At 41.0% G+C, this 26,091-nt stretch carries 28 protein-coding genes; 8 read left to right on the top strand and 20 right to left on the bottom strand.

Annotation, left to right across the window (positions count from 1 at the left end; translation table 11 throughout):
* The first annotated feature begins 389 nt into the window (after positions 1-389).
* Entirely contained in the window at positions 390-869 is a 480-nt protein-coding gene (locus AN391_RS18655; protein WP_055016781.1) for an RNA-binding protein, read from the top strand.
* On the opposite strand, the gene murI is transcribed toward AN391_RS18655, so the two are convergent.
* Together murI and AN391_RS18645 are read right to left on the bottom strand one after the other, a co-directional pair.
* Positions 832-1,629 carry a glutamate racemase gene (gene murI, locus AN391_RS18650; RefSeq protein WP_055016780.1) on the bottom strand — a complete coding sequence of 266 codons (798 nt, stop codon included), beginning with the start codon at positions 1,627-1,629 and terminating at the stop codon, positions 832-834. The genes AN391_RS18655 and murI overlap by 38 nt on opposite strands.
* 65 nt (positions 1,630-1,694) lie before the next feature.
* Entirely contained in the window at positions 1,695-2,834 is a 1,140-nt protein-coding gene (locus AN391_RS18645; RefSeq protein WP_055016779.1) for a DUF5610 domain-containing protein, read from the bottom strand.
* 165 nt (positions 2,835-2,999) lie between these two features.
* Here AN391_RS18645 and trmA point away from each other — a divergent pair, with 165 nt between their 5' ends.
* Positions 3,000-4,097: a tRNA (uridine(54)-C5)-methyltransferase TrmA gene (trmA, locus tag AN391_RS18640; RefSeq protein ID WP_055016778.1), complete on the top strand. Its 1,098-nt coding sequence runs from the start codon at positions 3,000-3,002 to the stop codon at positions 4,095-4,097.
* A 66-nt stretch (positions 4,098-4,163) separates the two neighbouring features.
* Here the strand turns inward: trmA and AN391_RS18635 are convergent, their stop codons facing one another.
* From AN391_RS18635 to ccoG, 4 genes are read right to left on the bottom strand one after another with little or no spacing between them, the layout of a single operon-like run.
* Positions 4,164-4,802, bottom strand: a complete 639-nt coding sequence (locus AN391_RS18635; RefSeq protein WP_004588433.1) for a thiol:disulfide interchange protein DsbA/DsbL — start codon at positions 4,800-4,802, stop codon at positions 4,164-4,166.
* Between the two features lie 18 nt (positions 4,803-4,820).
* On the bottom strand, positions 4,821-5,444 hold the full coding sequence (locus AN391_RS18630) for a thiol:disulfide interchange protein DsbA/DsbL (protein ID WP_055016777.1): 624 nt from the start codon (positions 5,442-5,444) through the stop codon (positions 4,821-4,823).
* 30 nt (positions 5,445-5,474) lie between these two features.
* Complete coding sequence (locus AN391_RS18625; protein ID WP_055016776.1) at positions 5,475-6,449, bottom strand: serine/threonine protein kinase; 975 nt, start codon at positions 6,447-6,449, stop codon at positions 5,475-5,477.
* 46 nt (positions 6,450-6,495) lie between these two features.
* Positions 6,496-7,926, bottom strand: a complete 1,431-nt coding sequence (gene ccoG / locus AN391_RS18620) for a cytochrome c oxidase accessory protein CcoG (protein ID WP_055016775.1) — start codon at positions 7,924-7,926, stop codon at positions 6,496-6,498.
* A gap of 288 nt (positions 7,927-8,214) precedes the next feature.
* On the opposite strand from ccoG, the gene AN391_RS18615 reads away from it, so the two are divergent.
* Both AN391_RS18615 and AN391_RS18610 read left to right on the top strand, forming a co-directional pair.
* On the top strand, positions 8,215-8,574 hold the full coding sequence (locus AN391_RS18615) for a hypothetical protein (protein ID WP_055016774.1): 360 nt from the start codon (positions 8,215-8,217) through the stop codon (positions 8,572-8,574).
* A complete protein-coding gene (locus AN391_RS18610) occupies positions 8,574-8,780 on the top strand; it encodes a hypothetical protein (RefSeq protein ID WP_055016773.1) in 207 nt (68 codons plus the stop codon). Before AN391_RS18615 ends, AN391_RS18610 begins: the two co-directional genes overlap by 1 nt.
* 30 nt (positions 8,781-8,810) lie before the next feature.
* On the opposite strand, the gene AN391_RS18605 is transcribed toward AN391_RS18610, so the two are convergent.
* The 13 genes from AN391_RS18605 to gspC form a co-directional block, all read right to left on the bottom strand.
* Positions 8,811-9,398: a UPF0149 family protein gene (locus tag AN391_RS18605; protein ID WP_055016772.1), complete on the bottom strand. Its 588-nt coding sequence runs from the start codon at positions 9,396-9,398 to the stop codon at positions 8,811-8,813.
* Between the two features lie 18 nt (positions 9,399-9,416).
* A complete protein-coding gene (locus tag AN391_RS18600) occupies positions 9,417-10,175 on the bottom strand; it encodes a type II secretion system protein N (protein ID WP_055016771.1) in 759 nt (252 codons plus the stop codon).
* 3 nt (positions 10,176-10,178) lie between these two features.
* Positions 10,179-10,652 carry a type II secretion system protein GspM gene (gene gspM / locus AN391_RS18595; RefSeq protein ID WP_055016770.1) on the bottom strand — a complete coding sequence of 158 codons (474 nt, stop codon included), beginning with the start codon at positions 10,650-10,652 and terminating at the stop codon, positions 10,179-10,181.
* A complete protein-coding gene (gene gspL, locus AN391_RS18590) occupies positions 10,649-11,857 on the bottom strand; it encodes a type II secretion system protein GspL (RefSeq protein ID WP_055016769.1) in 1,209 nt (402 codons plus the stop codon). Before gspL ends, gspM begins: the two co-directional genes overlap by 4 nt.
* Positions 11,854-12,840, bottom strand: a complete 987-nt coding sequence (gspK, locus tag AN391_RS18585; RefSeq protein WP_055016768.1) for a type II secretion system minor pseudopilin GspK — start codon at positions 12,838-12,840, stop codon at positions 11,854-11,856. The genes gspL and gspK overlap by 4 nt, the downstream gene beginning before the upstream one ends.
* Complete coding sequence (gene gspJ, locus AN391_RS18580; protein ID WP_055016767.1) at positions 12,840-13,460, bottom strand: type II secretion system minor pseudopilin GspJ; 621 nt, start codon at positions 13,458-13,460, stop codon at positions 12,840-12,842. The genes gspK and gspJ overlap by 1 nt, the downstream gene beginning before the upstream one ends.
* A 3-nt stretch (positions 13,461-13,463) precedes the next feature.
* A complete protein-coding gene (gspI, locus tag AN391_RS18575; RefSeq protein ID WP_055016766.1) occupies positions 13,464-13,835 on the bottom strand; it encodes a type II secretion system minor pseudopilin GspI in 372 nt (123 codons plus the stop codon).
* 2 nt (positions 13,836-13,837) lie between these two features.
* Positions 13,838-14,422, bottom strand: coding sequence for a type II secretion system minor pseudopilin GspH (gspH, locus tag AN391_RS18570; protein WP_004588446.1), 585 nt, complete (start codon positions 14,420-14,422; stop codon positions 13,838-13,840).
* Positions 14,423-14,472: 50 nt separating this feature from the next.
* Positions 14,473-14,895, bottom strand: a complete 423-nt coding sequence (gene gspG, locus AN391_RS18565) for a type II secretion system major pseudopilin GspG (RefSeq protein WP_055016765.1) — start codon at positions 14,893-14,895, stop codon at positions 14,473-14,475.
* Positions 14,896-14,974: 79 nt separating this feature from the next.
* A complete protein-coding gene (gene gspF / locus AN391_RS18560) occupies positions 14,975-16,210 on the bottom strand; it encodes a type II secretion system inner membrane protein GspF (protein ID WP_055016764.1) in 1,236 nt (411 codons plus the stop codon).
* Positions 16,211-16,212: 2 nt separating this feature from the next.
* On the bottom strand, positions 16,213-17,781 hold the full coding sequence (gspE, locus tag AN391_RS18555) for a type II secretion system ATPase GspE (protein ID WP_055016763.1): 1,569 nt from the start codon (positions 17,779-17,781) through the stop codon (positions 16,213-16,215).
* A complete protein-coding gene (gspD, locus tag AN391_RS18550) occupies positions 17,774-19,843 on the bottom strand; it encodes a type II secretion system secretin GspD (RefSeq protein WP_055016762.1) in 2,070 nt (689 codons plus the stop codon). The genes gspE and gspD overlap by 8 nt, the downstream gene beginning before the upstream one ends.
* Before the next feature lie 23 nt (positions 19,844-19,866).
* Positions 19,867-20,808 carry a type II secretion system protein GspC gene (gene gspC / locus AN391_RS18545; protein ID WP_055016761.1) on the bottom strand — a complete coding sequence of 314 codons (942 nt, stop codon included), beginning with the start codon at positions 20,806-20,808 and terminating at the stop codon, positions 19,867-19,869.
* A 213-nt stretch (positions 20,809-21,021) separates the two neighbouring features.
* On the opposite strand from gspC, the gene hslR reads away from it, so the two are divergent.
* The 4 genes from hslR (at position 21,022) to AN391_RS20825 (ending at position 24,652) form a co-directional block, all read left to right on the top strand.
* A complete protein-coding gene (gene hslR, locus AN391_RS18540) occupies positions 21,022-21,444 on the top strand; it encodes a ribosome-associated heat shock protein Hsp15 (protein WP_055016760.1) in 423 nt (140 codons plus the stop codon).
* Positions 21,445-21,456: 12 nt separating this feature from the next.
* On the top strand, positions 21,457-22,302 hold the full coding sequence (gene hslO, locus AN391_RS18535) for an Hsp33 family molecular chaperone HslO (RefSeq protein ID WP_055016759.1): 846 nt from the start codon (positions 21,457-21,459) through the stop codon (positions 22,300-22,302).
* 261 nt (positions 22,303-22,563) lie between these two features.
* Positions 22,564-24,102 carry a phosphoenolpyruvate carboxykinase gene (locus tag AN391_RS18530; RefSeq protein ID WP_055016758.1) on the top strand — a complete coding sequence of 513 codons (1,539 nt, stop codon included), beginning with the start codon at positions 22,564-22,566 and terminating at the stop codon, positions 24,100-24,102.
* Positions 24,103-24,277: 175 nt separating this feature from the next.
* Positions 24,278-24,652 carry a hypothetical protein gene (locus tag AN391_RS20825; protein WP_235576503.1) on the top strand — a complete coding sequence of 125 codons (375 nt, stop codon included), beginning with the start codon at positions 24,278-24,280 and terminating at the stop codon, positions 24,650-24,652.
* A gap of 137 nt (positions 24,653-24,789) precedes the next feature.
* Here AN391_RS20825 and AN391_RS20820 read toward each other — a convergent pair whose 3' ends face one another.
* Positions 24,790-25,026 (bottom strand): hypothetical protein, encoded by a 237-nt coding sequence (locus AN391_RS20820; protein ID WP_235575996.1) that lies wholly within the window; start codon positions 25,024-25,026, stop codon positions 24,790-24,792.
* Positions 25,027-26,091 lie beyond the last annotated feature (1,065 nt).

Here is a 26,091-nt window from a genome sequence, read left to right as displayed (position 1 = left end):
ATGCGTATAATACATCCTTTATTTTTCGAGTCAACACTTAATTTTAAACTTTCTTGCGATGATTTAAAACCTAAGTTTTACTTAACTCTTTGAGCCGTTGTGCCTCGCTATGCGTTGTCCGCTGCGCGTCGCCATACCCCGTCTCAGTGGGGTCGCATTATAGGGAGATCCGAAAACAGATCAACCCTTTTTTTAGATCTTTTTACTGTTCGAACAAAAATAAAGCAAAACAGCGTAAAATTAGCTAAATCACCGGCTAAGGTGATGCTTTTTTATACTGATTTTTATTATTTAATATAAATTTCATTGCTATGTTCGTTTAAGACGTTAAGATAGCAAGTTCACAATGTTAAATTAATGTTTATTTCCTGTTTATTGGTAGATCTAAAATGAAATTACCCGATCAAAAATCTTTTATCTTCTCTGTAATTCTTGCTGTAGTTGGTTTTGTTATTGTTGAGTTTGCTTTAGGCAGCTTAGCTTTAAGCCCAGCATTGCTATTTGGTGCTGGTTTATTAATTGGTGGGATTGCTATTGCTGCAATGTCATCGGAAGGTGGTGAAGAAGCTGAAGTAAAAACAAAAACACTTTATGTTGGTAATCTTCCTTATCGTGCAAATGAAGGGGTTGTTCGCGCTTTGTTTGAAGAACAAGGTAAAGTTTTCAACGTGCGCCTATTAAAGGATAAGAATACTGGCAAACGTCGTGGCTTTGGTTTTGTTGAAATGGCGCAGGCAGATGCAGACAATGCAATTGCTAAGTTAAACGATAGTGAGTTTCAACAGCGTACTTTAAAAGTGCGTGAGGCAAAACAAAAACAAGAAGATGATTCTAGCTCTTTACGCTCTGGGACGGATCAATCAGTGTAACGTGCTTTATAGCTAGCTTATTACTCAAAACATCAGCCGTTGCATAATATTGCAGCGGCTTTTTTTTGTCTGCAAATTTATTTCCAAAGTTATGCTGCTCTAATAGATAGTTTACTCTGCTGGCAATGGCTGCGCCTGAATCGAGTAATTGCACTGAGTTATTAAAGTGCGCTTGTAGAGCGTTGCTAAGGATTGGAAAATGTGTGCAACCTAGTACAAGTAAATCTATATCTGAGTTAATGCGCAAACGCGTAAGCTCTTTATGTAGTTTGAATGTATCTAGTTTTTGAGAAAAAAATAGCTGCTCTGCCAATGCCACCAGCTCAACACTGCTATATAAACTCACTGTTACCTTACTGGCATGCTCTTTTATTAGTGTATGAGTATAGTGGCTTGCCACTGTGGCAGGGGTTGCTAATAAGCCGATGTGCTTTGTGCGGGTTTCTTCAGCAGCAGGTTTTATTGCCGGCACTACGCCGACTATAGGTATTGATGTAATTTTGCGTACTTCACTTAAGGCTGATGTAGAAGCTGTATTGCAAGCTATAACAATAAGATCGACACCAAGCGCATTTTGCTCAATAAAATAAATGAGTGAGCATAAGCGGCCTATAATAGTTTGCTGAGTTTGCGCGCCATAAGGGAGTAATGCATTATCCATAAAGTAGCTGTACTGTGCATTTGGAATACGCTTTTGAATATGCTCAAGCACAGTGGTGCCACCTATACCTGAATCAAATACCATTATGTGGGCTGACAAACTTTGGTTCCTACTGTTTACTAAGAACGGCAGTTTGCCATGAGGTTTTTATAAAAGAAAGCAGTTTAGCTTTGCTCAGACTTTAGTGCGTCGAGTGACTCGCCCGCTGAATTCAATTGGTTTAGGTTTTCAAACATTGCTTGGGTGTAATCAACGAGCTGATCGACCGCTGCTTGATCTTGGTTTAGCCACTCTATAATACCGGCAAGCTGATCTTGTAGGCCTAGTTGCGATGCTTTATCAAATGCATTTTTTAGATCGTCATTAAAAGGTGCGATCGCATCGGCTACCTCTTTTGTTGGGTTTGGCTGATATTGCTCATAACTTTTAACGGTAGCAACTGTTTTTGTTTGGCGAAGATCCATTGAAAATGCAACAAGTTGCTCACTGCCTAAACTCAGTTCTTGCGCTTTTTCAAACGCTTCATCTAAGTCACCACTAAAGAATGTTTTACTTACTCCTTGTAGCTCTTCCATCATGGCATTAATAGCATTTTGCTCTTGTTCGTTTAAATCACCATTAACTGACATTGAAAAAGAAAGCTCACGAGATTGCGACGATGAACTGGCAAACGATTCGCTGTTATTACTTTGCTGATACCCGCTCGCTGTTTGCGACTCATATGCATCTGCAAAGCTAATACTGACCTCATCACCTTCGGCTGTTGTAAACTTATACTCGGCGTTGCTGCTCATACTTACATATTGTGCTTGGCTTACGCTTACACTGGCCGGTTGTGGATTAAATAGAGTTTGCTCAAACTCATCAAGTCCTTCAAAAATGCCTTCTTTTGACTTATCGATGCCCTCTTGCATTTCTTCGTTAAATACACCGGTGCCTTTCAGTTCATCAACCGCTTCGTCTATACCGGTTTGAACCCCAGTGCGCGCATCGTCTAACATATTTTTTAATTTATCGTCATCAGCTCCATTGGCTTTGGCTTTATTAACTGCGCCAGAGACAAAGTCGAGTACATTTTTTACTATTGCATCAAAATCGAATAAAGGTTTATCGGCTTGTTTTTGCTCAACAGGTAAACCTAGCTGCTCTGCCATTTTGTCGCCAAGCACTTTTGCAGCAAGCTCTCTGCCTCGCTGTAATGAACTTTCTTGCGGAGATTGGATTGTTGGCTGCTGTAGCGCCTCTTTATTATTGAATTTGTTTACGTTGTTGTTTGGCGTATAGCCATAATTACCGATTTTCATGATCCACCTCCGTTACGAACTTAGCTCATTATCGGCTAATAGTGATAAAACTAAAGTGTATGTTTAAAAAAACAGCAACTTTATTATCAGCAAAACTAGACAAATACTGCTCGCTCCCTACAATAGCGCCGATAAATAGATCTCATAGATAAGGTAGTAGCATTAATGGCAGTGATTAAAATAGATACCACACAGTACGATACGCAGCTAACTGAAAAAGAGCAGCGTATTACGTCGCAATTTAAGCGATTTGGTGTGCAAGCGTTAGAGGTGTTTAGCTCTGAGCCAATTAACTACCGCCAACGTGCTGAATTTAGAGTATGGCACGATGGGGATGATCTATTTCATATTATGTTTGATCAGGCCACGAAAGAAAAAATTCGCGTCGACACCTTTGACCCTGCCGCGCCATTAGTTGGTGAAGTTATGCAGGTGATGATTGATAATTTAAAGTCGTGTGAAGTATTACGTCGTAAGCTGTTTCAAATCGATTACTTATCATCATTAAGTGGCGAGATTTTAGTAAGCTTGCTTTATCACAAACCACTCGATGATCAGTGGCTAACTGAAATAAAAGCCCTGAAAGAAAAACTGAGCAGTAAGTACAATATTGACTTTATCGGTCGTGCGCGCAAGCAAAAAGAAGTACTAGGCAATGATTTTGTTACTGAGCGTTTAACCGTAAACGGCCAGGAGCTTATTTATCAACAAGTAGAAAATAGCTTTACGCAACCTAACGCTAAAGTGAATATAAAAATGCTGGAGTGGGCACAAGACTTATGTAAACCACTTAGTAATGACCTACTGGAGCTTTACTGTGGTAATGGTAATTTCTCTATTGCATTGGCGGGTTCATTTAATCGCGTATTAGCGACTGAAATATCTAAGTCTTCTGTGCATTCAGCGCAATACAACATTGCTAAAAATAAAGTAGATAACTTAGATATAATTCGCATGTCGAGTGAAGAGTTTACCCAGGCAATGAATGGTGAACGTACCTTTTCGCGTTTAGAGGGGATAGATTTAAAAAGTTACGATTGCCAAACTATTTTAGTCGACCCTCCACGTGCAGGTATGGATACCCTTACGTGTGACTTAGTGGCCAACTACGAGAACATTATTTATATATCGTGCAACCCAGACACGCTTGAGCGCGATTTAGATCATTTAACCCGCACTCATCATGTTAAGCGCTTTGCGATATTTGATCAGTTCCCTTATACGCATCACATAGAATCGGGTGTTTTCTTACAAAGAAAATAGTGAGTTTAATTTAAATCACTTCCATAAAAAAAGCTCCCTCAGGAGCTTTTTTTGTTTTAGCAAATCTTATTTGTTCGCTAAATAGTTAATTAATTTACTAATATCTTCTGGCGCGGTAATACCAGACTCACGGCCTAGGTTTAATTTGTATTTACCATTTACGATAAAGGTTGGTACGCCACGTAGCGCGCCTTTTTCTTTAAAGTAATTTTGGTCACGTTTCATTTTAGAGCTTAATGTACGTACCGAGAAGCTTTTGTATAGTTTATCAAACTTATCGCCATCAACGCCCTGCGCTACAAACACATCTTTTACATCTGCAAGCTCGTTAAATTTAGCGCGCTTAGTGTGGATATGATTAAAAATAGCCGCAACAATTTTATCTTTTTGTGGAAGTACTTCCGCGGTGGCTAACGCTTGGCTCATCATTTGTTGGTTTTCTGGATCGCGAACACCGACAAAATCAACATGGCTCTTTTTAAATTTAACGTCTTTGTCTAGCTTTGGCTTAAACTCCCCAATTAATGCTTCCATGTTATTACAAGCAGGGCAATAAAATGAGAAAAACTCTTTTACCTCTGGCTTTTTAGTGGCACGCTCTGCAACCACATCGTAATGTACGCCTTCTTCATAAGTGGCAGCTACACTGCTAGCAGCCATAGGCAGTAGTAATGCAAGTAAACCTGCTTTAACTAATTTGATCATTGTTATTGTTCTCCGAGATTAAAGTGTCAATAAAAACGCAACTAACTCATTCAGTTCTTGCTGGTTATTAATGGTGTTAATGTTTATTTTATATTTATCGTTTACGATAAAGGTAGGCACACCAGTTAGCGCACCTAGTTTTGAATATTTATTTTGTTTGTCTTGCATTGCACGCTCAGCTGAAATAATTGGCATGCTGGCAATGTCCTGATCAAACGTTGCACTATCGATACCGTTAACTTCAAGTAATTTTTTAACGTCTTTCATTTGCGTTAACGGTGCACGCTGTACATGAATACTTTTAAAAATTTGGTCGCTGATACTTTGTGCTTGACCGTGCTTTTTAGCGATTAAGTAGGCGTAGCTTAAGTTGCTTTGTGCCTGTGGTGATACGCCACCTAAAAAATTAACGTGGTTTTTTATAAATTCAGTGCCCGCAGGTAGGCTTTTTTCAATTGCCTTTGCAACAGGCTCAAATTTAAAACAATGCGGACAGTAAAACGAGAAAAATTCGGTTACTTGCGGCTCTGCGCTTTTTTCTACATCAATAACAGTATATTGGTTATCGGCTTCAAACTGTGCAGCAAAGGCTGCAAATGGTAAGCATAAAATTAATAGGCTCAGTTTCAATTTTTTAAGCATTGGTATCTCGTGTACTTTTTAAATAAAATTTTATGGCAATAACTTCAGCGGGGCTTCTTGCAATGCGGCAAGTTGCTCTTTGAGCGCTAAAATTTGTTGCTCCCAGTATTTGTCTTCAGCAAACCATGAAAAGTTCCGTACGAACGCCGGATCGCTCCATCGCTTGGCTACCCAACCCATATAATGAATAATACGCATTGCACGAAGCGGTTCAATTAATTTGAGTTGAGTGTGGTCAAAATCACAAAACTCTTCATACGCATTTACAAGGGTGTCTAACTGTAACAGCTGTGTTTGACGATCGCCACTGAGCATCATCCATAAATCTTGAATGGCCGGCCCTTGGCGAGCGTCATCTAAATCAACAAACATAAGTGCTTCGCCTGCCCATAAAATATTACCTGCGTGGCAATCACCATGTAAGCGTATCGTTTGCACATTTTTATACTGAGCTTGCGCTTGCTCAATAACCAAGTCCAATATGGTGTAAAAAGCCGTGCTGATCCCCATAGGTACCAAATTACTTTTTTGCAGATGAACTTTAGCTGTATGCAAATATTCTTCGCAGCTAAACGTGGGTCTGTGTTTAAATGCTTTGCTTTTAGCTACTTGATGCATACGGCCAATTAAACGACCCATTACATCAAGCTGATCTAAGTTATCCACCTCAAACTGCCGCCCGCCTACGCTTGGAAATAACACAAATACATAACCTTGGTGCTCAAATAAGCTTTCTCCGTTGTGCTTAATGGGTGCAACAACGGATACTTCAGCCTCGGCAAGCTCGTATGCAAAGTCATGCTCTTCTTGTATTTGCGCTTTGCTCCAGCGCTCAGGTCGGTAAAACTTAACAACGTAGCGCAGGCCATCTTCCGCCTTAAATTGGTAGACTCTGTTTTCGTAGCTATTAAGTGCTAATAAACCTGACTCTGCATATACACCAACGCTTTCTATTGCATCGAGAATTAAGTCGGGCGTTAAATCTTCAAAACTAAATTTACTCATGGGCTTCTTAATGTAAAAAGCGGGTTACCCCGCTTTTGTTAGTATTTTATCGCGCTTTAAAAAAGTTACTCGGTTGCGATATGCTTTCATCGGGGTCATTAACCGGTGAAAGTACAAAGTTAAACTCCGTCATTGGCGCTTTTAAATCATACGGGTCCATCACAAGTGACAGTGGCACATTATGCGATTGCCCAGCTTGCACTGTAAATGTTTGTTTGCCAATGTACTTAAAGTTTTCAAGGCCTTGAACATCAATATTAAAGGTTTGCTCGTACTGCGCCTTGTTGATTACTTTTAATGTATAGGTGTTTTCTACCAAGCCATTAAAGTCAACACGATACAATTGGTTACGGTCTCGTATTATGTCAAAGTCCATAGGCTTTCTAAATGCAATGTTAGCCACCAGCGCACTGGTAAGCACCACCAGTATGACCGTGTAACCTATGATTTTAGCTCGCAGTGGGTTGGTTTTATTTTCAGGTGTTTCGAGATTACGCTCTGTAGTATAAGAAATAAGACCACGCGGATAATTCATTTTATCCATTACACCATCGCAGGCATCAATACATGCACCACAGTTAATACACTCGGCTTGCAAACCATTACGGATATCTATCCCTGTAGGGCACACCTGCACACATAAGTTACAGTCTATACAGTCGCCCATTTCTAAATCTTCGTGGGCAATTTTACGCGAACGTGGGCCTCGGCTTTCGCCGCGTTTTTCATCGTACGTTACGGTGTAAGTGTCTTTATCAAACATAGCCGATTGAAAACGCGAATAGGGGCAAATGTGTAAACACATAATTTCGCGCATCCACCCTGCGTTAGCGTAGGTACACGCAGCAAAGAAAATAATACTTACCAGCGCGTAGCCACCTACATTAAAAGTAACAAAGTCAGGGAGTAATTCACGGATAGGCGTAAAGTATCCGACAAACGAAATCGCCGTATATAAGGCAAATAAAACCCAACTGGTGTGCTTTGCTGTTTTTCGCCAAAACTTATCAAAGTCCATCGGGCGTTGATCTAGCTTTTTACGCTGATTCGCTGTGCCTTCAAACTTTTCTTCAAACCAAATAAATATAAAGGTCCATACCGTTTGCGGGCAGGTATAGCCACACCATACTCTTCCATAAAAGGTAGTAACCAAAAAGAGTGCAAACGCGGCCAACATAAATATAAAGGCTAATATAGTGAAGTCTTGCGGCCACAGCGTTAGCCCAAAAATATTGTACTTTTGACCTACTAAATCAAATAACACAGCTTGCTGGCCATTAAAATTTATCCAGGGCAAAAGCATAAAAGCAAGCATGCCTAAAAAGCCTATACGCTGTCTAAGTAACTGATGAAGCCCTTTTACTGCGCGAACATAAATTCGGTTACGTGGGTTAAACCTGTCGTCTTGACGGCTTAAATCCGGTTGTTGGATTTTAACCTCTGCAGGTATATTCTTTACTTTAATTTGCTTGTCCATCGAAGTTCCTCAACGCCGCTTGGAAATAAAAACGTAGCAATATGTGCGTATTCTATACTGTAACTGTAGTTCGTTAATGGTAAGTGTGATTAGTTTAAATAATCAGCTGTTTGAATACTTTCAGATATTTCAGAAATATCTAACTGCTGTTGGCTATTATAACAATGCTGGCTAAAATTACAGGTATAGATTGCTAATAATTTATTCATCTCAGTTACTTGCTTTTAAAATGCAGTTTATTACACTGCTTGCTAAAATTACCCCATTAAGATCAAGGTTTACGCATTTATGAAAAAATTTATTATATTGGTCATTTTGATCCTTGCGTTTTTTACTATTGATCACCCATTAGTTAAAGAGCCCCGCGAAAAGCTATTAGGTGAAGGTGTGGTTTTTTTAAGTGATGCGAGCAAAATAAACCGTAGCCCTGCAGCCAATATGGCTAAAAACCGTATTAGCAGTGCATTAAAACTATCTGAGTCTGAGAACGAATATATTGAAAAAACCTTTACCACTGATGATTCAGTGCAGTTATTTCATTTACGTTATTGCCGCGAGCGCGACTTAAATTTATATTTTTACGAAGAGCGTTTAAATACAGTGTGTAAAATTGTATCGGATGCATTAGAACAAAAGAGAGCTAAGTAGTGGATTTTTCGCAGCTAAACAAAAAAGCGAGTGACTCTTTTCAGAAACAGCGCACAATACTTAAAAAGCTATCGCAAGGAAAAACCTTATACTGTGAGCAGTGCGGCGAGGTGTTAACACTCGATTTAGCCACCAATGAACCGGGTAAAGGCGTTGTTAAGTGTAAAAAAGGCTGCACTGATATTATTTTAGAACTTGGCGCTTAATTATCCTAAGCGCCGTTTAATACCTAAAGGCTACTCTTCCCACCCTTCATCTGTAATCAGCCCACTGTTTATGGCCACCACCTCAATTAGCTCGGCAAAACCTAATGCAAAGTCGCCCATTGATTCGTACTGATACTGATATAAGGCTTCGAGTGTCATGTTGTTTTGCTGCGCAATTTGCACTCTTGTTTGCTCATCAACAGCAAAAAAGCTAAGCGTACTTAGCGCACTCTCTAGTGCTTCTTTGTACTGAGGCTCTAACGCAGGAGCTGTTAATAGAGGTTGTGCGTATTCTTGAGTAGCACGTAAAAAACCTTCACTCCAGGCTTGGGTATACTCAAGGTCAAAATCAGCGGGTAACTTGTAACCGGTTTCAAATACTTGCTCACTAATTTGATGGTACAACGCCATAAATAAAAACAGTATTTCTTCGTCTAAATCGTTAGCCGTATTAGGCACAATATGCGCTAACCACTGGTGAACTTCTAATGGGCTTGGCGAGCAAATAACCCCAAATAGATAGCCTTGGCTTTGTGTTAATGACATAGCCTGAGGTTGTGTACTCAAAAATGCACTTAATTGCTGTGCGTGTTGTTCGTTAAACTGTGGTAATTGCATTAAATCTCTTTTGTTACATTAAAAATTAAGTGGGTAGCGGCCCTGTGCATCAGGGCGGCCTAAAAACTTAACCGCGTCGTGCACATCTTTGGGTAAGCTGGCATCAGGTTTAACATAGCCTGCTACTTTAAAGTCAAAGTTAGCTTTAAGTGTTGCGTCGGCTTCAAGGCCTAAGGTGTTTTCTGGGTCGACCAAAATGGCTATATCGCCCGACTTACAGCTTAACATGCCACTCAGTGGCCCAATATTAAACCAGCCATTAAAGCCTTTAACATCAATATTTGGGCTGGCAATCTCGCCTTTTAATGACTCACAATAAGGCACACCTGAGGTGTACTCATTCAGCTCTAAAATAACACGACCTTTGGCGGTAGCCGGTATAGGTAATGTAATACGTTGCATGGCACGCTCTACGGTCGAGCGAATTATACCATCGGTAACGGTAACCACATTATTAAATAGTCCGTAATTCACATCAGCATAGCCCGAAATATCGCTACGCTCACGCGGGTTACCAAATTTTAAGTTAGCATTTAAATTGCCAGTAAGTAACTGCAAGCCAGCAATATCCCAGCGAACATTATTTAGCTGTTCGTCTTGATAGCGCACCTGCATCATTTGACCTTGCCACACAGTCCCTACGGTTTGGCCTATTTCAAGCTGCTTTGGTAGGTACGGCTTAGCTAGGTCTAACGCAATGGCCGCTGGTAATTTCATTATGCAAAACACAATAAAGCTAATAAAAAATACCACTGATAATATTATTATTTTTTTCATTCATTACTTCTCTAGTACTAAGCGGCTTACACGTACAAACCCTGATTTATCATCTTTGCTTAAATCCAGGTTCTCTACTCTTAAGCCATGCTGATTAACCAGTTCATCTAACCATTCTATTAATTGATTAAACTCTACCGAATCAAGCGTTAAACGTAACGAGTTATCGTTAGGCTGCATTTTACTAATAGTAATACGGTAGCGACTACGCGTTGAATTAACCACTTGGCTAATGTTTTGATTGCTAATTGCCTGCGTGTTACCCGCCGCTTTTAACTTTACTATGCTTTGATCAACCCATACGAGCAGCTCTTGTTGAGTGACATACGACTTTTTGGCTTTATCTATGGCGTTATTTAAAGGTCTAAAAATGCCCATTACTAAAACAAAAACAACAAATATACCACCAGCAACCATAATCAATTGCTGCTCTTGCTCTTTTAATGAGTGCCAGTATTGCATTATTTGCTTTTTCATACTGCACCTCGCAGTTTTATTTCGCCTACTACAAAGTCGCCATCGTTATTTAACGACCCTTGTTCAACCGTTAATCCTTGTTGCTCCAGTATACTTTTTACTTTACCAAACGTTTGAAAATCTTTTGCGCGTGCGCGTATTCGCAGCTCATTACGGCGTTTATCGTAACGTAGGGTTTCTGGCGTAAATTCGCTTACTTGCGAAAACACGCCAACTAATTCGCTGGTCAAATCTAAAAACCCGGCTTCACTTTCGCCATTAATGGTTTTAAGCGCGCCCCTGATTTGGCTTTTAATTAAGTTAGGGCGTACTTTAGTTCCGGGAAAAGCTTTTTGGTATCTATCCACTACCTGGGCTTTAGCAAGCTCAACACGCGAGTTAAGTTGATTTAGTTCAACCAACTTTATGGCAATGGTAGCAAATAAAGCAACACCGGTGATAATGGCTGCGCCCCGCCAATAACCCCACCACAGTGCACTTTTCTTTTTAAGCTGGTACATACCTTGGCGTAAATTAAATTTAACGCTGGTAAGTTGTTTGGCAAATAAGGCCAATGGTAAATCGTAGTCGCTTGTTTGCGCAATGAGGTTAATACTTTCAGGAAACTGATTAGCTGGACTGTAGTGCTTTACGCTCGGCTCACCAAGCGCACTTAAGTAATCCCTTAGCCAGCTATTTTCAACAGCACTAATTTGCCAATCGCCTCTTTTAAATAACCACTGATCATTAAGCTCTATGGCGGTTAATGTATCATCCTCGCTGGTAGGTAGTAGCAGGGCATCTGGTAAAATGGTGTATACCGCCAAATTATGCTCTGAAAATAAAGCAAGCCAAGCCTCAAACCACGCGCGGTCAGTTAGGGCAACTTTAATTGCATGCTGCTCATTAATCATGGTGGGCTCGCCAATTGCGACAAATAGCTCGTCTATATCGCACGCAATATCTTCTTCAAGCATGTATGGCAACGCTTGCTCTAACTTACGATTCCATTTAGTTGGCAACGCCACTATTTTAAGCTGCACCTGATCGCTAGGCAGTAATACCACCACCTCGCGGGTTTGCGCTTTTTCACTTAGCTCACTTAAACGGCTTGCATCGGCTAATTCCCCACTGGCAATTATTTCTTGTTCTTGTGGTGAATAAATTAACCAATTTAATTTATCTTGCTCTGTTTGACCCGTGCGGATCAGCAGTATTTCTGTCACTGTACGCCTCCAAATTTTCGCGCCAGTATCGTTACTTCGCCATTTTTGGCATGAAGTAATGTGGTCATCGAAAAACGCAAATCGACAAATGTCGCCTGCGTTTGTAATTTAAAATATTCGCTGTTAATACTAAACAACTCTTTTACCGAATCTAAATTTGTACCGCCTTGCTGCTGTACCTCGGAAAAAAATTCATCTACGCTATCAAATCCGGTTTCAGGACGCGCTGCTATAACCGCTTCCGCGCCTGATAACGATAATTCGTCAATCATGGCACTTAAAATAAGTGCTTGTTCGGGAAGTAACGTATTGACGTTAATCGATAATAAGGAAGACCCCGGAATAACACACACAAAAGGTAATACCTTTTCCATTACTAGCGGATTAAAACCTTTTACCAAACGCAGCTCAGAGGGTGATGCAAATAAACTATTTGCGCTCATATAAGGGTAATCCCGAGATAAATACTCGTCTTCTTCAGCGCCTGAACGATAGGTAATGCTGTTTTCATCAAGCCAGTCAAATACACTGTCTGCCATTGCTTCTTCGCTTTCCTCGGCAGGTAAATCTTCAATGTTTTCTAATAATGCAAACAGTGCTTTATGGGCAGGGTTGGTTTTGCTCGTAGAGTTTGGGTCTGGCGCTTCCCCTAATGCATTTAAATTTAAACACGCTTGTAGGTCGGTAATTTTACCGCTTAGCGTGCCGTTATCTACAGGGTATTGAGTGTCGCCTTGCGTGGCCCAAACCTGATCTAATGAGGTTTTGTCAGGATCATCGTCTTTACTTAACTTTAGTGCCTTTATTGCCAGCTCTTCAGCGCCGTAGGCATACCACTTTGCTTGCTGATGACCTTGCAGGTTAGTGCTTTTTTGAACCTGCACCATTAAATTAGCACTCATTTCTACAGCTAATATCGCGGCCAGTGCAACAATAAACAGCACAATAACTAATGCGGCACCGCGAGATTTGTGCTTATTCATTAATTACTCTCCCCGCTGTTTTTGCCCTGCCCGGGTACTAAAAAAACACGACGAATAGGCTCTGCCTCAATTTGTTGTAAAGTAACCGCAACCGCTTTAGGTAAGGCTTTTATTTGCCATTGCTCTTGCCATTCGTTGTTGGCATCTAAAAATTCAAATTTAAGCTCTTCAATACCTTTTAAAACAACTTGTACCCGCGGTTCCATATTATCAAGCTGATCTACATACACTCTGTATATACGTTCTAAATTGTCATCAAGTACTCTATACCCTACAGCTTGTAACTCAGAACGAGGCAGCAAATTAATTGGGTTTACCCAGCCATCGCGTACAAACGCAATACCATCGTATTGGCTTTCTAATATATAACGCCCTGCTAGTAAGTATTGCGCTTGTGCATCACCGGCTTCATTACGTACAGTGCGCTGGGTCATTTGGCTAAAGTCTTGGTCCATTAACCTAAATGCGGTTTGTAGGCCGTTAAGCTCCGCTATTTTTTCATCAGAGGCTTCTTTTGCTTTGGTGGTTGAGTCTAAAATTTGGTGAGTCGCCATAATCACCACCGCTAAAATAGCCATAGCAACTAATACTTCGATTAATGTAAATCCGCGCTGCTTCACTTATTAGCTGCCTTTATTTAAATAAGTTGAAAGCTCGTACACCGATTGCTCATATTTTTCATCGCTAAAGACATTTATGGTCACTTTTACAAAGCTTTTGTCTGCTGTTTGTGCTATTTCTTGCTTCCAAAACCACTCAACGCCCGCCATTACTTCGCTGCCACGCGCGCCATTTTTAGCCTGCCAACCTTTACCTTTGCTACGCTGCTCCACGAGCACATTTTCTGCCACCCACGATGCATACGTTTGCTCTTCAAGTGTGGTTAAATGATTTATATGCTCGCCGGTTGCTTGCATAGCCGCAATCCCAGCCATAGCACAAATACTTAACGCCACAAGCACTTCGAGTAAGGTAAAGCCTTTATTTAGCCTCATTATTATGGCTCTTTTCGCAAATTAACAGGGGCCGTAAATTCCCCTTCAATGTAATACACAGGTTCACTTTGCTCTTTTAATTCAACAATAAGCTGAAAGGCGCTAACCTCACCAGATGATAAAATAAGGACTTGCGGTATTTTTAATTTTTCAAGTTCTAGTAAGCTATCGTCATCGCCGCCGCTCATTAGCTCACGCCAATTTGCTTGCTCAAGTAAGTTCTCTTGTGACCAGGCTAAATCTTCTAAATTGAGCGTGAGTTTTAGCCGTTCATCAAGCTCAATGGGTTTGTAAAGGTCTTCGCGGTCAAAGGTAATCCATTTTTCGCCATCAAATACTAAAAACTCAAGGGTGTTTTCTTCAACCATTAAGCCAAGTTCTATTTGATTTAAAATGGCAAATTCAGAGGCCATGTTAATGGTGGTATGCAGCCTAAGCGCTTGAGTATCAAGCTCATCTTCGGCGCCCCCTTCTAAGCTGTATACCACCATTTTGGTCGCAAATGCGATAATAGTCAGTACCACTAAAATTTCTATTAAGCTAAACCCACGGTGGTGGGCGCGCATACGATTAAGGCTTACTTGCATAGTAAGCCTCGTGCAATCGTATTTAACCGTACTGCTTGGTTAAGTCGCATTTATTGCTCGTCTTCGTTCCAGTTACCAATATCATCATCGGTACCAGCTTCGCCATCGGGTCCCATTGAAAAAATATCAAACTTGCCAATTTCGCCTGGGCTAATTAGCTGGTAATCATTACCCCATGGGTCTTCTGGTAATTCATTAATAAAACCACCCTCAGGGAAACGCTTAGGAATTGGCTCAATGCTGGTTTTATTTACCAGTGCTTCAAGACCTTGCTCTGTGCTTGGGTAGCTCTTATTTTTTAGCTTGTATAAGCTCATTGCATCTTCAAGCTGTTGAATATCTAAATGTGCTTTATCGATAGCAGCTTCTTCTTGTTGGCCCATAATATTAGGCGCCACAATTGACATAATCATCCCGATAATAACCAATACCACCATTACTTCGAGTAAAGAAAAACCTGATTGTTTATTCACGTAAATACCTCATTTTCCAAAAACATAATTTAATTTGGCATCATCTAAGTAAATATTCACTTAGCTAACCCCTTAAAGCTTAAAGTCCTACCGCTTTATTCATTGCCATTATTGGCTGTAAAATAGCCATTACTATAAACAAAACAATCACTGCCATAGAGGCAATCATTGCTGGCTCTAATAATTTTAATGATACGTTTACCATGCTTTCAAACTCACGGTCTTGGTTATTAGCCGCGCGCTCTAACATTTGTTCTAATTCACCTGATTTTTCACCGCTGGCGATCATGTGTAGCATCATCGGTGGAAATAATTTAGTTTGCTGTAAGGCCGCTCTCAGGCTTGCACCTTCACTGACTCTATCGGCAGCATCGGCCACCGACTTTTTCATTTTTTCATTGGCTAATACACCACCCGAAATACGCATTCCTTCAAGTAGTGGCACTGAGCTTGACGATAAAATACTGAGTGTACGAGCAAAACGCGCTGTATTAATACCCCGCGCTACTTTACCAAAACCAGGCATGTGCAGAACGCGGTCGTCCCACCAAAAGCGAACTTTAGGTTGTTTAAGTGCATGTTTAATACCGACTGCCAGCGCAGTAATGACTAACAAACTTATAAACCAATAATTTTGTACAAAGTGACTGCCTGCCATAACCCATTCGGTCGTCCAAGGCAGTACTTGCTTCGTTTTTTCGAAGGTTTTTAAAATTTTGGGTACCACAGTACCGAGCAACACCGACACAATACCAATAGCAAAAATAACCAAAATAGTGGGGTAAACCATGGCTTGAGTAATTTGGCTGCGCATGTGTTGACGTTGTTCGGTGTAATCAGCCAGGCGATTTAATACTTGGTCAAGGTGCCCTGATTTTTCACCTGCGGCTACCATTGCTCGGTATAAATCATCAAATACATGAGGAAATTCACTCATACCATCGGCCAGAGTGTAACCCTCTACTACCTTTGAACGTACCGACATAAGCATACGTTTTAAGCGAGGCTTTTCACATTGCTCTGCCACCGCCATTACGGCCCCTTCAACAGGTAACGCCGATTGAATGAGGGTAGCAAGCTGGCGCGTAATAAGGGCTAAATCGGAGGTCGATACGCTGGGTTTGAAAAAACGACTTAATAACGGCGTTTTTGCGCCACTAACTTGTTTTTCCCCTTCTGCTGCAGGGACAACTTCAAGCGGCGTAAGTTTTTTTTCGCGCAGCGCTTGGCGAATTTGCTTCGCTGTATCGGCCTCTAAAATGCCTTTTTGCTCTTTCCCTCGGCCATCAAGGGCACGGTATTCAAACGCCGCCATGGTTAGGCTTCCTCACGGGTAACGCGTAGAATTTCTTCAAGGGTTGTTTTGCCTGCCAGTACCCGGCTGCAGCCATCTTGGCGTATGCTTGGGCTTTTTTGGCGAATGTATTTTTCAACACTTTGCTCGCCTTTGCCACTGTGTATCATTTCGCGTATTTCTTCATCAACCACCAGTAATTCATGAATACCAGTACGGCCACGGTAACCATTAAAGTTACACTCTTCACACCCTACTGCGCGATAAATTGTAGGTGCGCTATCAAAAGGGACACCTAGTAGCTCACACTCACGTTCATCAGCAGTGTGACCTTCTTTACAGCTATTACATAAAGTACGTACCAAGCGCTGCGACAGCACACCTAACAATGACGATGAAAGTAAGAATGGTTCTACCCCCATGTCTTCCATACGGGTAATTGCGCCCGAGGCGGTATTGGTATGCAGTGTAGACATCACTAAGTGACCTGTAAGTGATGCTTGCACGCCAATTTGCGCGGTTTCAAGGTCACGTATTTCACCAACCATGACTACATCGGGATCCTGACGTAATATTGCGCGAAGCCCGCGGGCGAAGGTCATGTCTACTTTGGTATTTACTTGTGTTTGGCCAATCCCCGGAATTTCGTACTCTATTGGGTCTTCTACCGTTAAAATATTACGATCGCGAGAGTTTATTTGGCTCATACCGGCGTACAAGGTGGTACTTTTACCAGAGCCCGTTGGGCCAGTAACCAAAATAATACCGTGTGGTTTACTAATTAAATCAGCAAACAACTCTCGGTTTTGCGGTGTCATGCCTAAATCTTCTAGGTTTAAGCGGGCATTGTTTTTATCAAGTAAACGCAGTACTACACGCTCACCAAAGCTAGATGGCATGGTAGATACACGCACATCTACTGCACGCCCTGCAATACGCAGGCTGATACGGCCATCTTGCGGAATACGTTTTTCTGCTATATCTAGTTTCGCCATTACCTTAATACGCGATACTAATAACGAGGCTAACTTACGATTAGGCTTGAGAACTTCTTTTAATACGCCATCAACCCTAAAACGAATCACAAGCTCTTGCTCAAAGGTTTCGATATGTATATCGGATGCACCTTCTTTAATTGCTTCGCTTAACATGGCGTTGATTAGCTTGATGATAGGCGCATCATCATCGCCGGCTAATAAATCTTCGGTTTGTGGGAGCTCATCGGCAAGGGAGAATAAATCAACCTCGTTACCAATATCTTCCATCATTTGTTGTGTTTCAGAGCTATCGCGCTGATAAGCCGCCTCTAATAGTAACTCAAATTTATCGTCAGCTAATTGCTCGAGAGTAAAGCCCTTCCCTGCAATACGACGCACTTCTAACAATACTTCAACATCTAGCTCGCCGCGATAGTACACAACTTGCTGTTCATTATTTTTGCTAAGCAGTACACCCGCTCTGCGGGCATAGGAAAAAGGTAAACGTTTTGGAGGCAACTCAACTAAATCGTTGCTAGTCAGTAACTCCTCAGATCGCGGTTCAGCACTACGATGAACCACTTCTTCGTTTATTTGTTCTATTGCGCTAGTCATCTTCACGCTCTGCACGTTCTTTAGAGCTTAATGCTTTTAAGTGCTCTTCATAAGTTGGTGGCAGAATAAGCTCATCATCCCACGATGGAAGTAAAGGAACATCTGAATTTGGCATCAGTTCTATGCCATCTTCTTTTTCTTTCATTTGCTCGCCACGGATAAAGTTGTACTTATTAAAGCTTAACTTGTTCATATTAACGCCATCACGAATAATAGTTGGGCGAATAAATACAATAAGATTACGCTTACGTTTGGTCGTATTCGTTGACTTAAATAAGTGACCCAAAATAGGAATATCGCCTAAAATTGGCACCTTAGACACACTTTCTTGTACGTCTTCATCAATTAGGCCGCCTAACACAACCATACCACCATCATCAGCCATAACGGTTGTGGTAATGGCGCGTTTATTAACAGAAATATCAACAGCGGTTGCACCACTTACACTTGATACTTCTTGTTCAATTAATAATTGTACTGCTGAGCCATCATTAATTTGTGGGGTTACTTTTAATTTTACACCTACTTCTTGGCGTTCAATGGTCTGAAATGGGTTGTCGTTATTACTACCTGTTTGCGAACCAGTAATAATGGGCACTTCTTGACCCACTATCATCGACGCTTCTTCGTTATCCATGGTGGTAATAGAAGGCGTAGCTAAAATATTTGAGTTGGTATCGGTTGAAACAGCTTGAATAATGGCACCCCAGTCGTTTTTAACTAAACCAAATGCTAAGCCATTTACACCACTTAGTAATGAAGCAAGTGCAGTGTAGTCACCCTCAGTCGTTTCATCATAGCTGGTAACATTACCGGTTTCCGTACCTATTATGGTTTGTGTGGTTGTGGTGTCTTGCGCTTGAATACCGGCAACCGCTAATGAGCCTACCGGTACCGTTGAGCCATTATTAAATTGCAGCATACCGCCATCTTCCGAAATCCATTGCGTACCTAAGTTAACGCCATCCGATTCCATTACTTCAACAATAATCGCTTCTACAAGTACTTGCGCACGGCGAATGTCGAGCCTATCAATTACGGTCTCTAATGAACGCATGGTATCGGGCTGAGCGGTGATAACTAACGAGTTTGAATCTGGATGTGCTTCAATACTGGCATCGTTTTTATTGTTTGTGCGAGTTTTACTTGTGCCTTGGCCATCTTCTGCAAGCGTTTTACTTACCCCTTGCAGTACTTTTACTAAATCCTCTGCTTTGGCGTAGTTTAAGTAAAATACTTTGGTATTGCCTTGGCTTTCAAGTTCACCATCTAGTCGCTTAATTAGTTCTATAGCACGGGTACGGGCTTGCCCTTCACCGCTTACAATTACGCTATTTGTACGGCCATCAGCAACCACCTTAGGAATTAAAAATTCTGGTACGCTGCCTTTGCCGCTGTCTTTGTAAATATTCTCAACAACCGATACAACGTCATCTGCCGTTGCATATTTAAGCTTAACAATATCTACACGCTTATCACCGGCTTGATCTACCGAGCGAATAATTTCCACTAAGCGGTTAACCGACGCTGCATGACCAGTAAGCATCATGACATTGGCAGCATTAAAGTTTGCTACATGGCCACCGTCTTTTTGATCGCTAAACTGGCGCACCAATGGACCAAGTTCTTGAACACTTACATTTTTAACCCGTACTACACGGGTGATCATCATATCGCCCGATGCAGCGCTGTTTTCTGTAATTAGCGGTACATTTGATTTCTTAGCGTCAGAGCTTTTTTCAATTTTAATAATACCGTTGTCCATTTCTACTGCTGAGTAGCCATACACTTCGAGTACATTTAAGAAAAATTGGTAGTACAGCGCTTCATCCATTAACTCATAACTACGTACGTTTACTTTACCGCGCACATTTGGGTCAATGATCACTGTTTTATTAAGGTTTTTACCAACAATATTTATAAACTCGTTGATATCTGTGCCTTTAAAGTTTGCAGCATATTCAACAGCTGAAACCGACAACGAAATACTGGCTGCTAAAAAAAGCGCTGCGTACTTAGCTAACCCTTTTTTAATTTTTTTGAGGTGTAGCACCTGAACCATTATGTTAAAACTCCAAAGCTAAGTTATTGCAGGCTAAATTGCACATCGATTTGCTCACCGTCACGTTCTATCGTGATTGTAGCGTCGCTAGTGTTGCGCAGCTCATTAATAGCTGCCATTGCCTGTTGTAAATCTGTTAATTGGTAACCGTTTATAGCCACGGCTAAATCATTATTTTGTAGACCCATTTGCTTAAACAATGCTGGCTCTTTACCTGGGCTTAAACGATAGCCAATTAATTCACCATCACGCATTGCTTGTGAAACACGAATATAATCAAATAACTTTCCAGGCTCACTTAGTAGCTCTTCTCGCGTTTCTTTTATTGCTTCTTTTACATCAGGGTCAGCGGTTGCGTTAATTTGCAACTCGCTTTGCTTTAATTTTTGCGGCCCCATATCTTGTTCTTCACGGGCTGCTAGCACAGGCATAGACACTTTTTTTGTAAAGTCGAGACCATCTAGCATTAGCGTTTCATATCGGCCGTTTACACTTAAAATAACGCGATCGGGGAGTATTTGTGCAACTTTTGCCCGTGTTCCTTGCACAACTTCTTCAACAAGATAACTTACTTGGCGCCCCTGTGATTCGATAATAGCTACACCTGCTTTATCGTCGTTACTTACCGCAACAATACCCGTTAAGTTAATGCTCAAGCGTGTTTCTGGCGCATTATTAATTACTTCGTTTTGCTGTGCAGTATTAGTTTCATTTGTTACAGTTTTTTTACCAAACAAAAATTGCTCTATAATGTTTTGCACAGAAGTCGCACTTGAAGCCTTTGTTTGGTTTGAATAGTGTAAAGGTGAAAGCGGTGATGCGGTGGGTTGAGGCCAAACTAGCCATACTAGCTTTGAGAATAAATAAGCAAGATAAACAACAACTAACAGCGTAACTACTGCGCTTAATTTAGCATGGGGTAGCCGTGTTAAAAATTGTTTAAGCTGTTGAATTTGCTGTTCCATAATAATGTTCTTATTTTAATTTACTGCATAAGCGCGTACCCATAGTACCCTTTCATTTTTCATTCAACAAGCACACTAATATTAAACTTTGTAAACAGATTAATATGGCAATGTAATGTTGACTAAAAAAACAGCACGCGCCGTCATACCTTCATCCTACGATGATTTCATGATAAATTTTACGATATATAAATAGTCGATTGAAGAAGCCTAATGAGTAAAAAAAATAATACCAATGCCGACTCAGACCACAGTAGTGAGCCAAAAGTTCGCTTAGATAAGTGGTTATGGGCCGCGCGCTTTTACAAAACCCGTGCGCTTGCGCGCGAAATGGTACAAGGCGGCAAAGTACATTATAATGGACAGCGTACTAAAGCGAGTAAAATTGTGGAGGTTGGCGCGACCATAAAACTTACTCAGGGCGTTGATGAAAAGCTTGTCAAGGTTCTTAAAGTGCTTGAAAAACGCCAAAGCGCCCCCATTGCACAGACCTTGTATCAAGAAACTGACGCAAGTATTGCAAAACGCGAAGAAAACGCCATCGCACGCAAAAACAACAGTTTCTTTGCTCCACATCCGGATAAAAAGCCAGATAAAAAGCAAAGGCGCGAACTTTTAAAAATGAAATCAAGTTAGGTATAGCCGCTCATGCAACAAGATTTACTTCACCGTTATTTATTCGACAAACTCGATGTTCGTGGCGAACTCGTTCAAATTGAACACGCCTACAACGAGATGATAGCTAATCATAATTACCCTGAGCCAGTTAAAGCATTATTAGGTGAATTACTCGTTGCAACGTGTTTATTAACTGCAACTTTAAAATTTGAAGGTGAAATAGCCGTTCAGCTACAAGGCGATGGCCCTGTTAAATACGCTGTTATTAACGGTGATGATAAGCAAAACATGCGTGGTATTGCCCGCATGCAAAGCGAGGTTAGCGGCTCAACAGTTAAAGAGCTTGTAGGCAAAGGCTACATGGTAATTACGATTACCCCAACTAAAGGGGATCGTTACCAAGGCATAGTACCTCTTGAGCACGATACATTAAGTGAGTGTATCGAAAGCTACTTTGAGCAATCAGAACAGTTAAAAACTCGACTATGGTTTGCAACTAATACAAGCGAAGGTAAAGCGAAAGCGTGTGGCTTGTTTTTACAAGTACTGCCAGTAGATAAACAAAAGTCAATAGATGACTTTACCCACTTAGAGGCTCTGAGCGATACAATAAAACCCGAAGAACTATTAGAGCTAGATGCTAATACGGTTTTAACACGCTTATACCACGAAGATAATCCACGCGTGTTTGACCCACAAGCTATTACATTTAAATGTGGCTGTAGCCGAGACAAAACTATCGCCGCGTTAGTAAATGTAGGTCAGCAAGAGTTACTTGACGACGTTGCTGAAAATGGCACAGTGAATATTAGCTGCCACTACTGCTTAAAAGAATATATATTTGACGAGCAAGATATTAAAAATATTTTTAATTAGACTCCCACTTCATAGTTAAACATAAAGCCGCAAAATATGCGGTTTTATATTATAAAATGATGATACCGGTGTCATGAATTTTGTTAATTTACTGACACCGGTATCATTGAAATTATTCATGTTTTTTAGCAAATATATGTGTTTTTAGGGCCTTTACAGGCTCGAATATCTCAAATCCTTCTGTTACTATAATTTCAGCTTAAGGGAACTAAGAACCCAGAGCTATCCCGTTCAAACTCTCACACATAGTTAGGTATAAACATGACTACAAGCGCAACACGTTTTGTCGATTTAACCGCAGCTGAACTTGTCGAGCACGCGATTCGTCGTGGCGAAGGGACACTAGCCGCAAATGGAGCCTTTGTTGCAATTACAGGCAAGCGTACTGGTCGCTCGCCAAAAGACCGTTTTATTGTAAAAGAAGCAACCACACAAGATGATATCCAATGGGGTAATGTAAACCGCCCATTCGATGCAGACAAATTTGACGCTTTATGGGCTCGCGTAGAAGCACATGTGCAAAGTAATGACCACTTCACCTCTCACCTAGAAGTTGGCGCAGACCCTGAGCACTATCTACCTGTAGTTGTTACTACAGAAACAGCGTGGCACCATATTTTTGCTAAAAACATGTTTATTGAGCCTAAAAACTATAATGCATCTGATTTACCTCAATGGCAGGTAATGAATGTACCTTCGTTTGTTTGTGATCCACAGCGTGATGGCACCAACAGCGACGGTACAGTTATTATTAACTTTGCTCAACGCAAAGTGTTACTTGCCGGTATGCGTTATGCCGGTGAAATGAAAAAATCGATGTTCTCCGTTCAAAACTTTCTTCTTCCAGCAAAAGGTGTATTACCAATGCACTGCTCTGCTAACGTAGGAGAAGCGGGTGATACAGCACTATTCTTTGGATTATCGGGTACAGGTAAAACAACGTTATCGGCCGATCCAACACGCTTTTTAATTGGTGACGACGAGCACGGTTGGGCACCAGGAAGCGTATTTAATATCGAAGGCGGCTGTTACGCTAAATGTATCGACCTCTCACAAAAAAATGAGCCAGTGATTTGGAATGCTATTCGCTTTGGTACAATTTTAGAAAATGTTGTATTGGACGAAACGCGCACACCTGACTTTAATGATACAAGCTTGACACAAAACAGCCGTGCTGCTTACCCGCTAGAACACGTAGAAAAGCGAAAAGTAGAAAACCGTGCTGGCGAGCCTAAAGCCGTTGTATTTTTAACCTGTGATGTAAGCGGTGTTTTACCACCGGTTTCTGTACTTAGCGAAGAAGCCGCTGCTTTTCACTTTTTAAGTGGTTACACGGCTAAAGTAGGCTCAACAGAGATTGGCTCAACTAGCGATATTGAATCTACATTCTCAACGTGTTTTGGCGCCCCTTTCTTCCCTCGCCCTGCAGGTGTATACGCAGAACTACTAATGAAGCGCGTACGCGAATTTGGCGCAAAGGTTTACCTTGTAAATACAGGCTGGACAGGCGGCCCATACGGTACTGGTAAGCGTTTTGACATCCCCACTACTCGCGCAGTTATTGATGCAATTGTATCTGGTAAGCTTGCCAATGTTGAAACTCAGCATATCGATGTATTAAACCTAGACGTACCAATGGAAGTTCCTGGTGTAGATAGCAAGCTACTTAACCCAATTAATACATGGGAAGATAAAGCAAAGTATAATGAATATGCAGCAAAACTTGCAGCTGACTTCACTGAAAACTTTGCTAAATACGATGTCTCAGATGATATAAAAAATGCAGGCCCAAAAGCATAATTAATTACCGAGCCTGATTTAAACGCCAGCTTATAAAGCTGGCGTTTTTGTTTGCCACGCTAATTTTATTGCTCCGACATTTTGTCGCAGTTCTTTTCTATTAAACAAAGATACAATACGCACTCCCTATACTGCATACTTTTAGTGGTCACTCTTTTATGCCTTTTAATGGTTCATGGCGAAAATAACAAGACATGTATATTTATATCTAGGCACCTATTGGAGGTTTACTCGAGTCATCGCCCTAACAGGTTCTATACTCGTTTATTACCCCGAACTGAATGAAAGTATAAGTAATTTAAGTACAGAAACAGCGAAGCCTTTAAACTGGGATACCGCATATAAAACGTTAAAAATCCACTACCCAGATAAACAAGGCTCGTGGCGTTTAGAAACCACTAAAGATAAACATTGTATCCCCGCAAGATATTACAACCAAAACAAAACCGTGGAGCACGCTTTTGCACCGCTAATGGTTTGGCCGAGCCTTGATGGCAAACATATATTACGTGAGGAAGTATGGGGTAACTACTTTGATACCTGGATTTAAAACTTGCACTTTTCGTTACTTGCAGGTAACACTGTAACAATCGTTATCGGCTATGTAGTAATAGGTAGCCTTACACTCCTCATATCAGGCCTATACGCTTGGAGGACTAAAAAAGGACTGGGCTAAGGCATTACAGTTTAAAACGCGCAGATCTTCACTGGGCTTGTTGTATGACTGACATAAGCTACTTGGTTTAACTTTTTCTCTGCCTTTAATCCTCTTAACAGCAACCGGTATAATGCTGGCAATACCCAAACAAACCGCTCCTTTAATAACAGCCCTACTTGGAATATAGACAAATCTAATAGCGCAACCGTAAAATCAAAGAATAGTATTTCTTTATCAGCAGCACTTAGTACAGCACAAAAGGCCATGCCAAATACACGCCTTGTATGGGTAGAACCCCCGACAAATCACAATGCGGTAGTCGTTTTAGGTTCAAAACCAAAAGCGATCCCTCTTATCGCTTTCCTCACAGTTTTGTACAAGTAAATGCAAACACAGGAGAGCTCATAAGTGTTTTTAATATAGATAAGATGCGCGTTGCCAGTAAATTTAAAAAATGGTTGCATCCGCTACACAATTGCAGCATTGGCGATCAAGCTTTACGAATTCAAAGGGTTTATCAGGTGTCGCCACCGCTTTGCTATTTGACCTTGGCCTTGGCCTTGGCCTTTTAGATGACTCATTAAAACTAAACGATTTAAGTAAACTATAAGCTAATTACAAAGCTTATTTAATATATTAAACGAGCTTTTCACAACCTAAACCTACTTGTATAGCTAGCTACAGCCTAACTTACGACCTACTCACACAACGTAATTCAATGAAAAGCTATATAGATACTTAAACCGCCTTATACAAAACATAAGTTACTACGCTTAAGAAAAAAGTAAACCCTTAACAAACTAAAGTAAAACCACTAATAACAATTCACATAATTAAGTGATCTATTTTAAGGATGGATAAACGTGTATCTGCTTATGTTAGATAACAAAAATACGGTTTACAAAGAGGTGATGCGCTTTAGAGAAGAACATACTGAATATTTCTTTTCTATAACCGTAAAAAACCCGACTCTTTCTAGTCAGGCTTTCTTGTATTTGGTGCCTGCCAATGTCGTGGTGCCCACAGCGGTGGAGAGTCACATAGCAAAGTACTCTTAATGTTTGCTAATGGGATTCACTGGGCACTGAGGTGGTCGTCGCGTTCTTTTACCCGTGGGTTTCGTGATACTCAACCCACGCTACAAAGTACTGCTTGACGCTGTGCAGCTGATAACTGACGGCTGATAGCTAATATTTTCACTTTCTTATAGACGTAAAAAAGCCGCTTCATTTCTAAAGCGGCTTTCTCTTATTTGGAGCCTGGCAATGTCGTAGTGCCCACAGCGGTAGAGAGTCACATAGCAAATGCTACACTATCATTGGTCGGGGCGG

The organism is Pseudoalteromonas sp. P1-13-1a (assembly GCF_001401875.1).
In the GTDB taxonomy this organism is placed as follows: domain Bacteria; phylum Pseudomonadota; class Gammaproteobacteria; order Enterobacterales; family Alteromonadaceae; genus Pseudoalteromonas.
The sequence above is the reverse complement of the archived record's forward strand: the minus strand, read 5'-3'. Positions and strand labels throughout refer to the sequence as shown.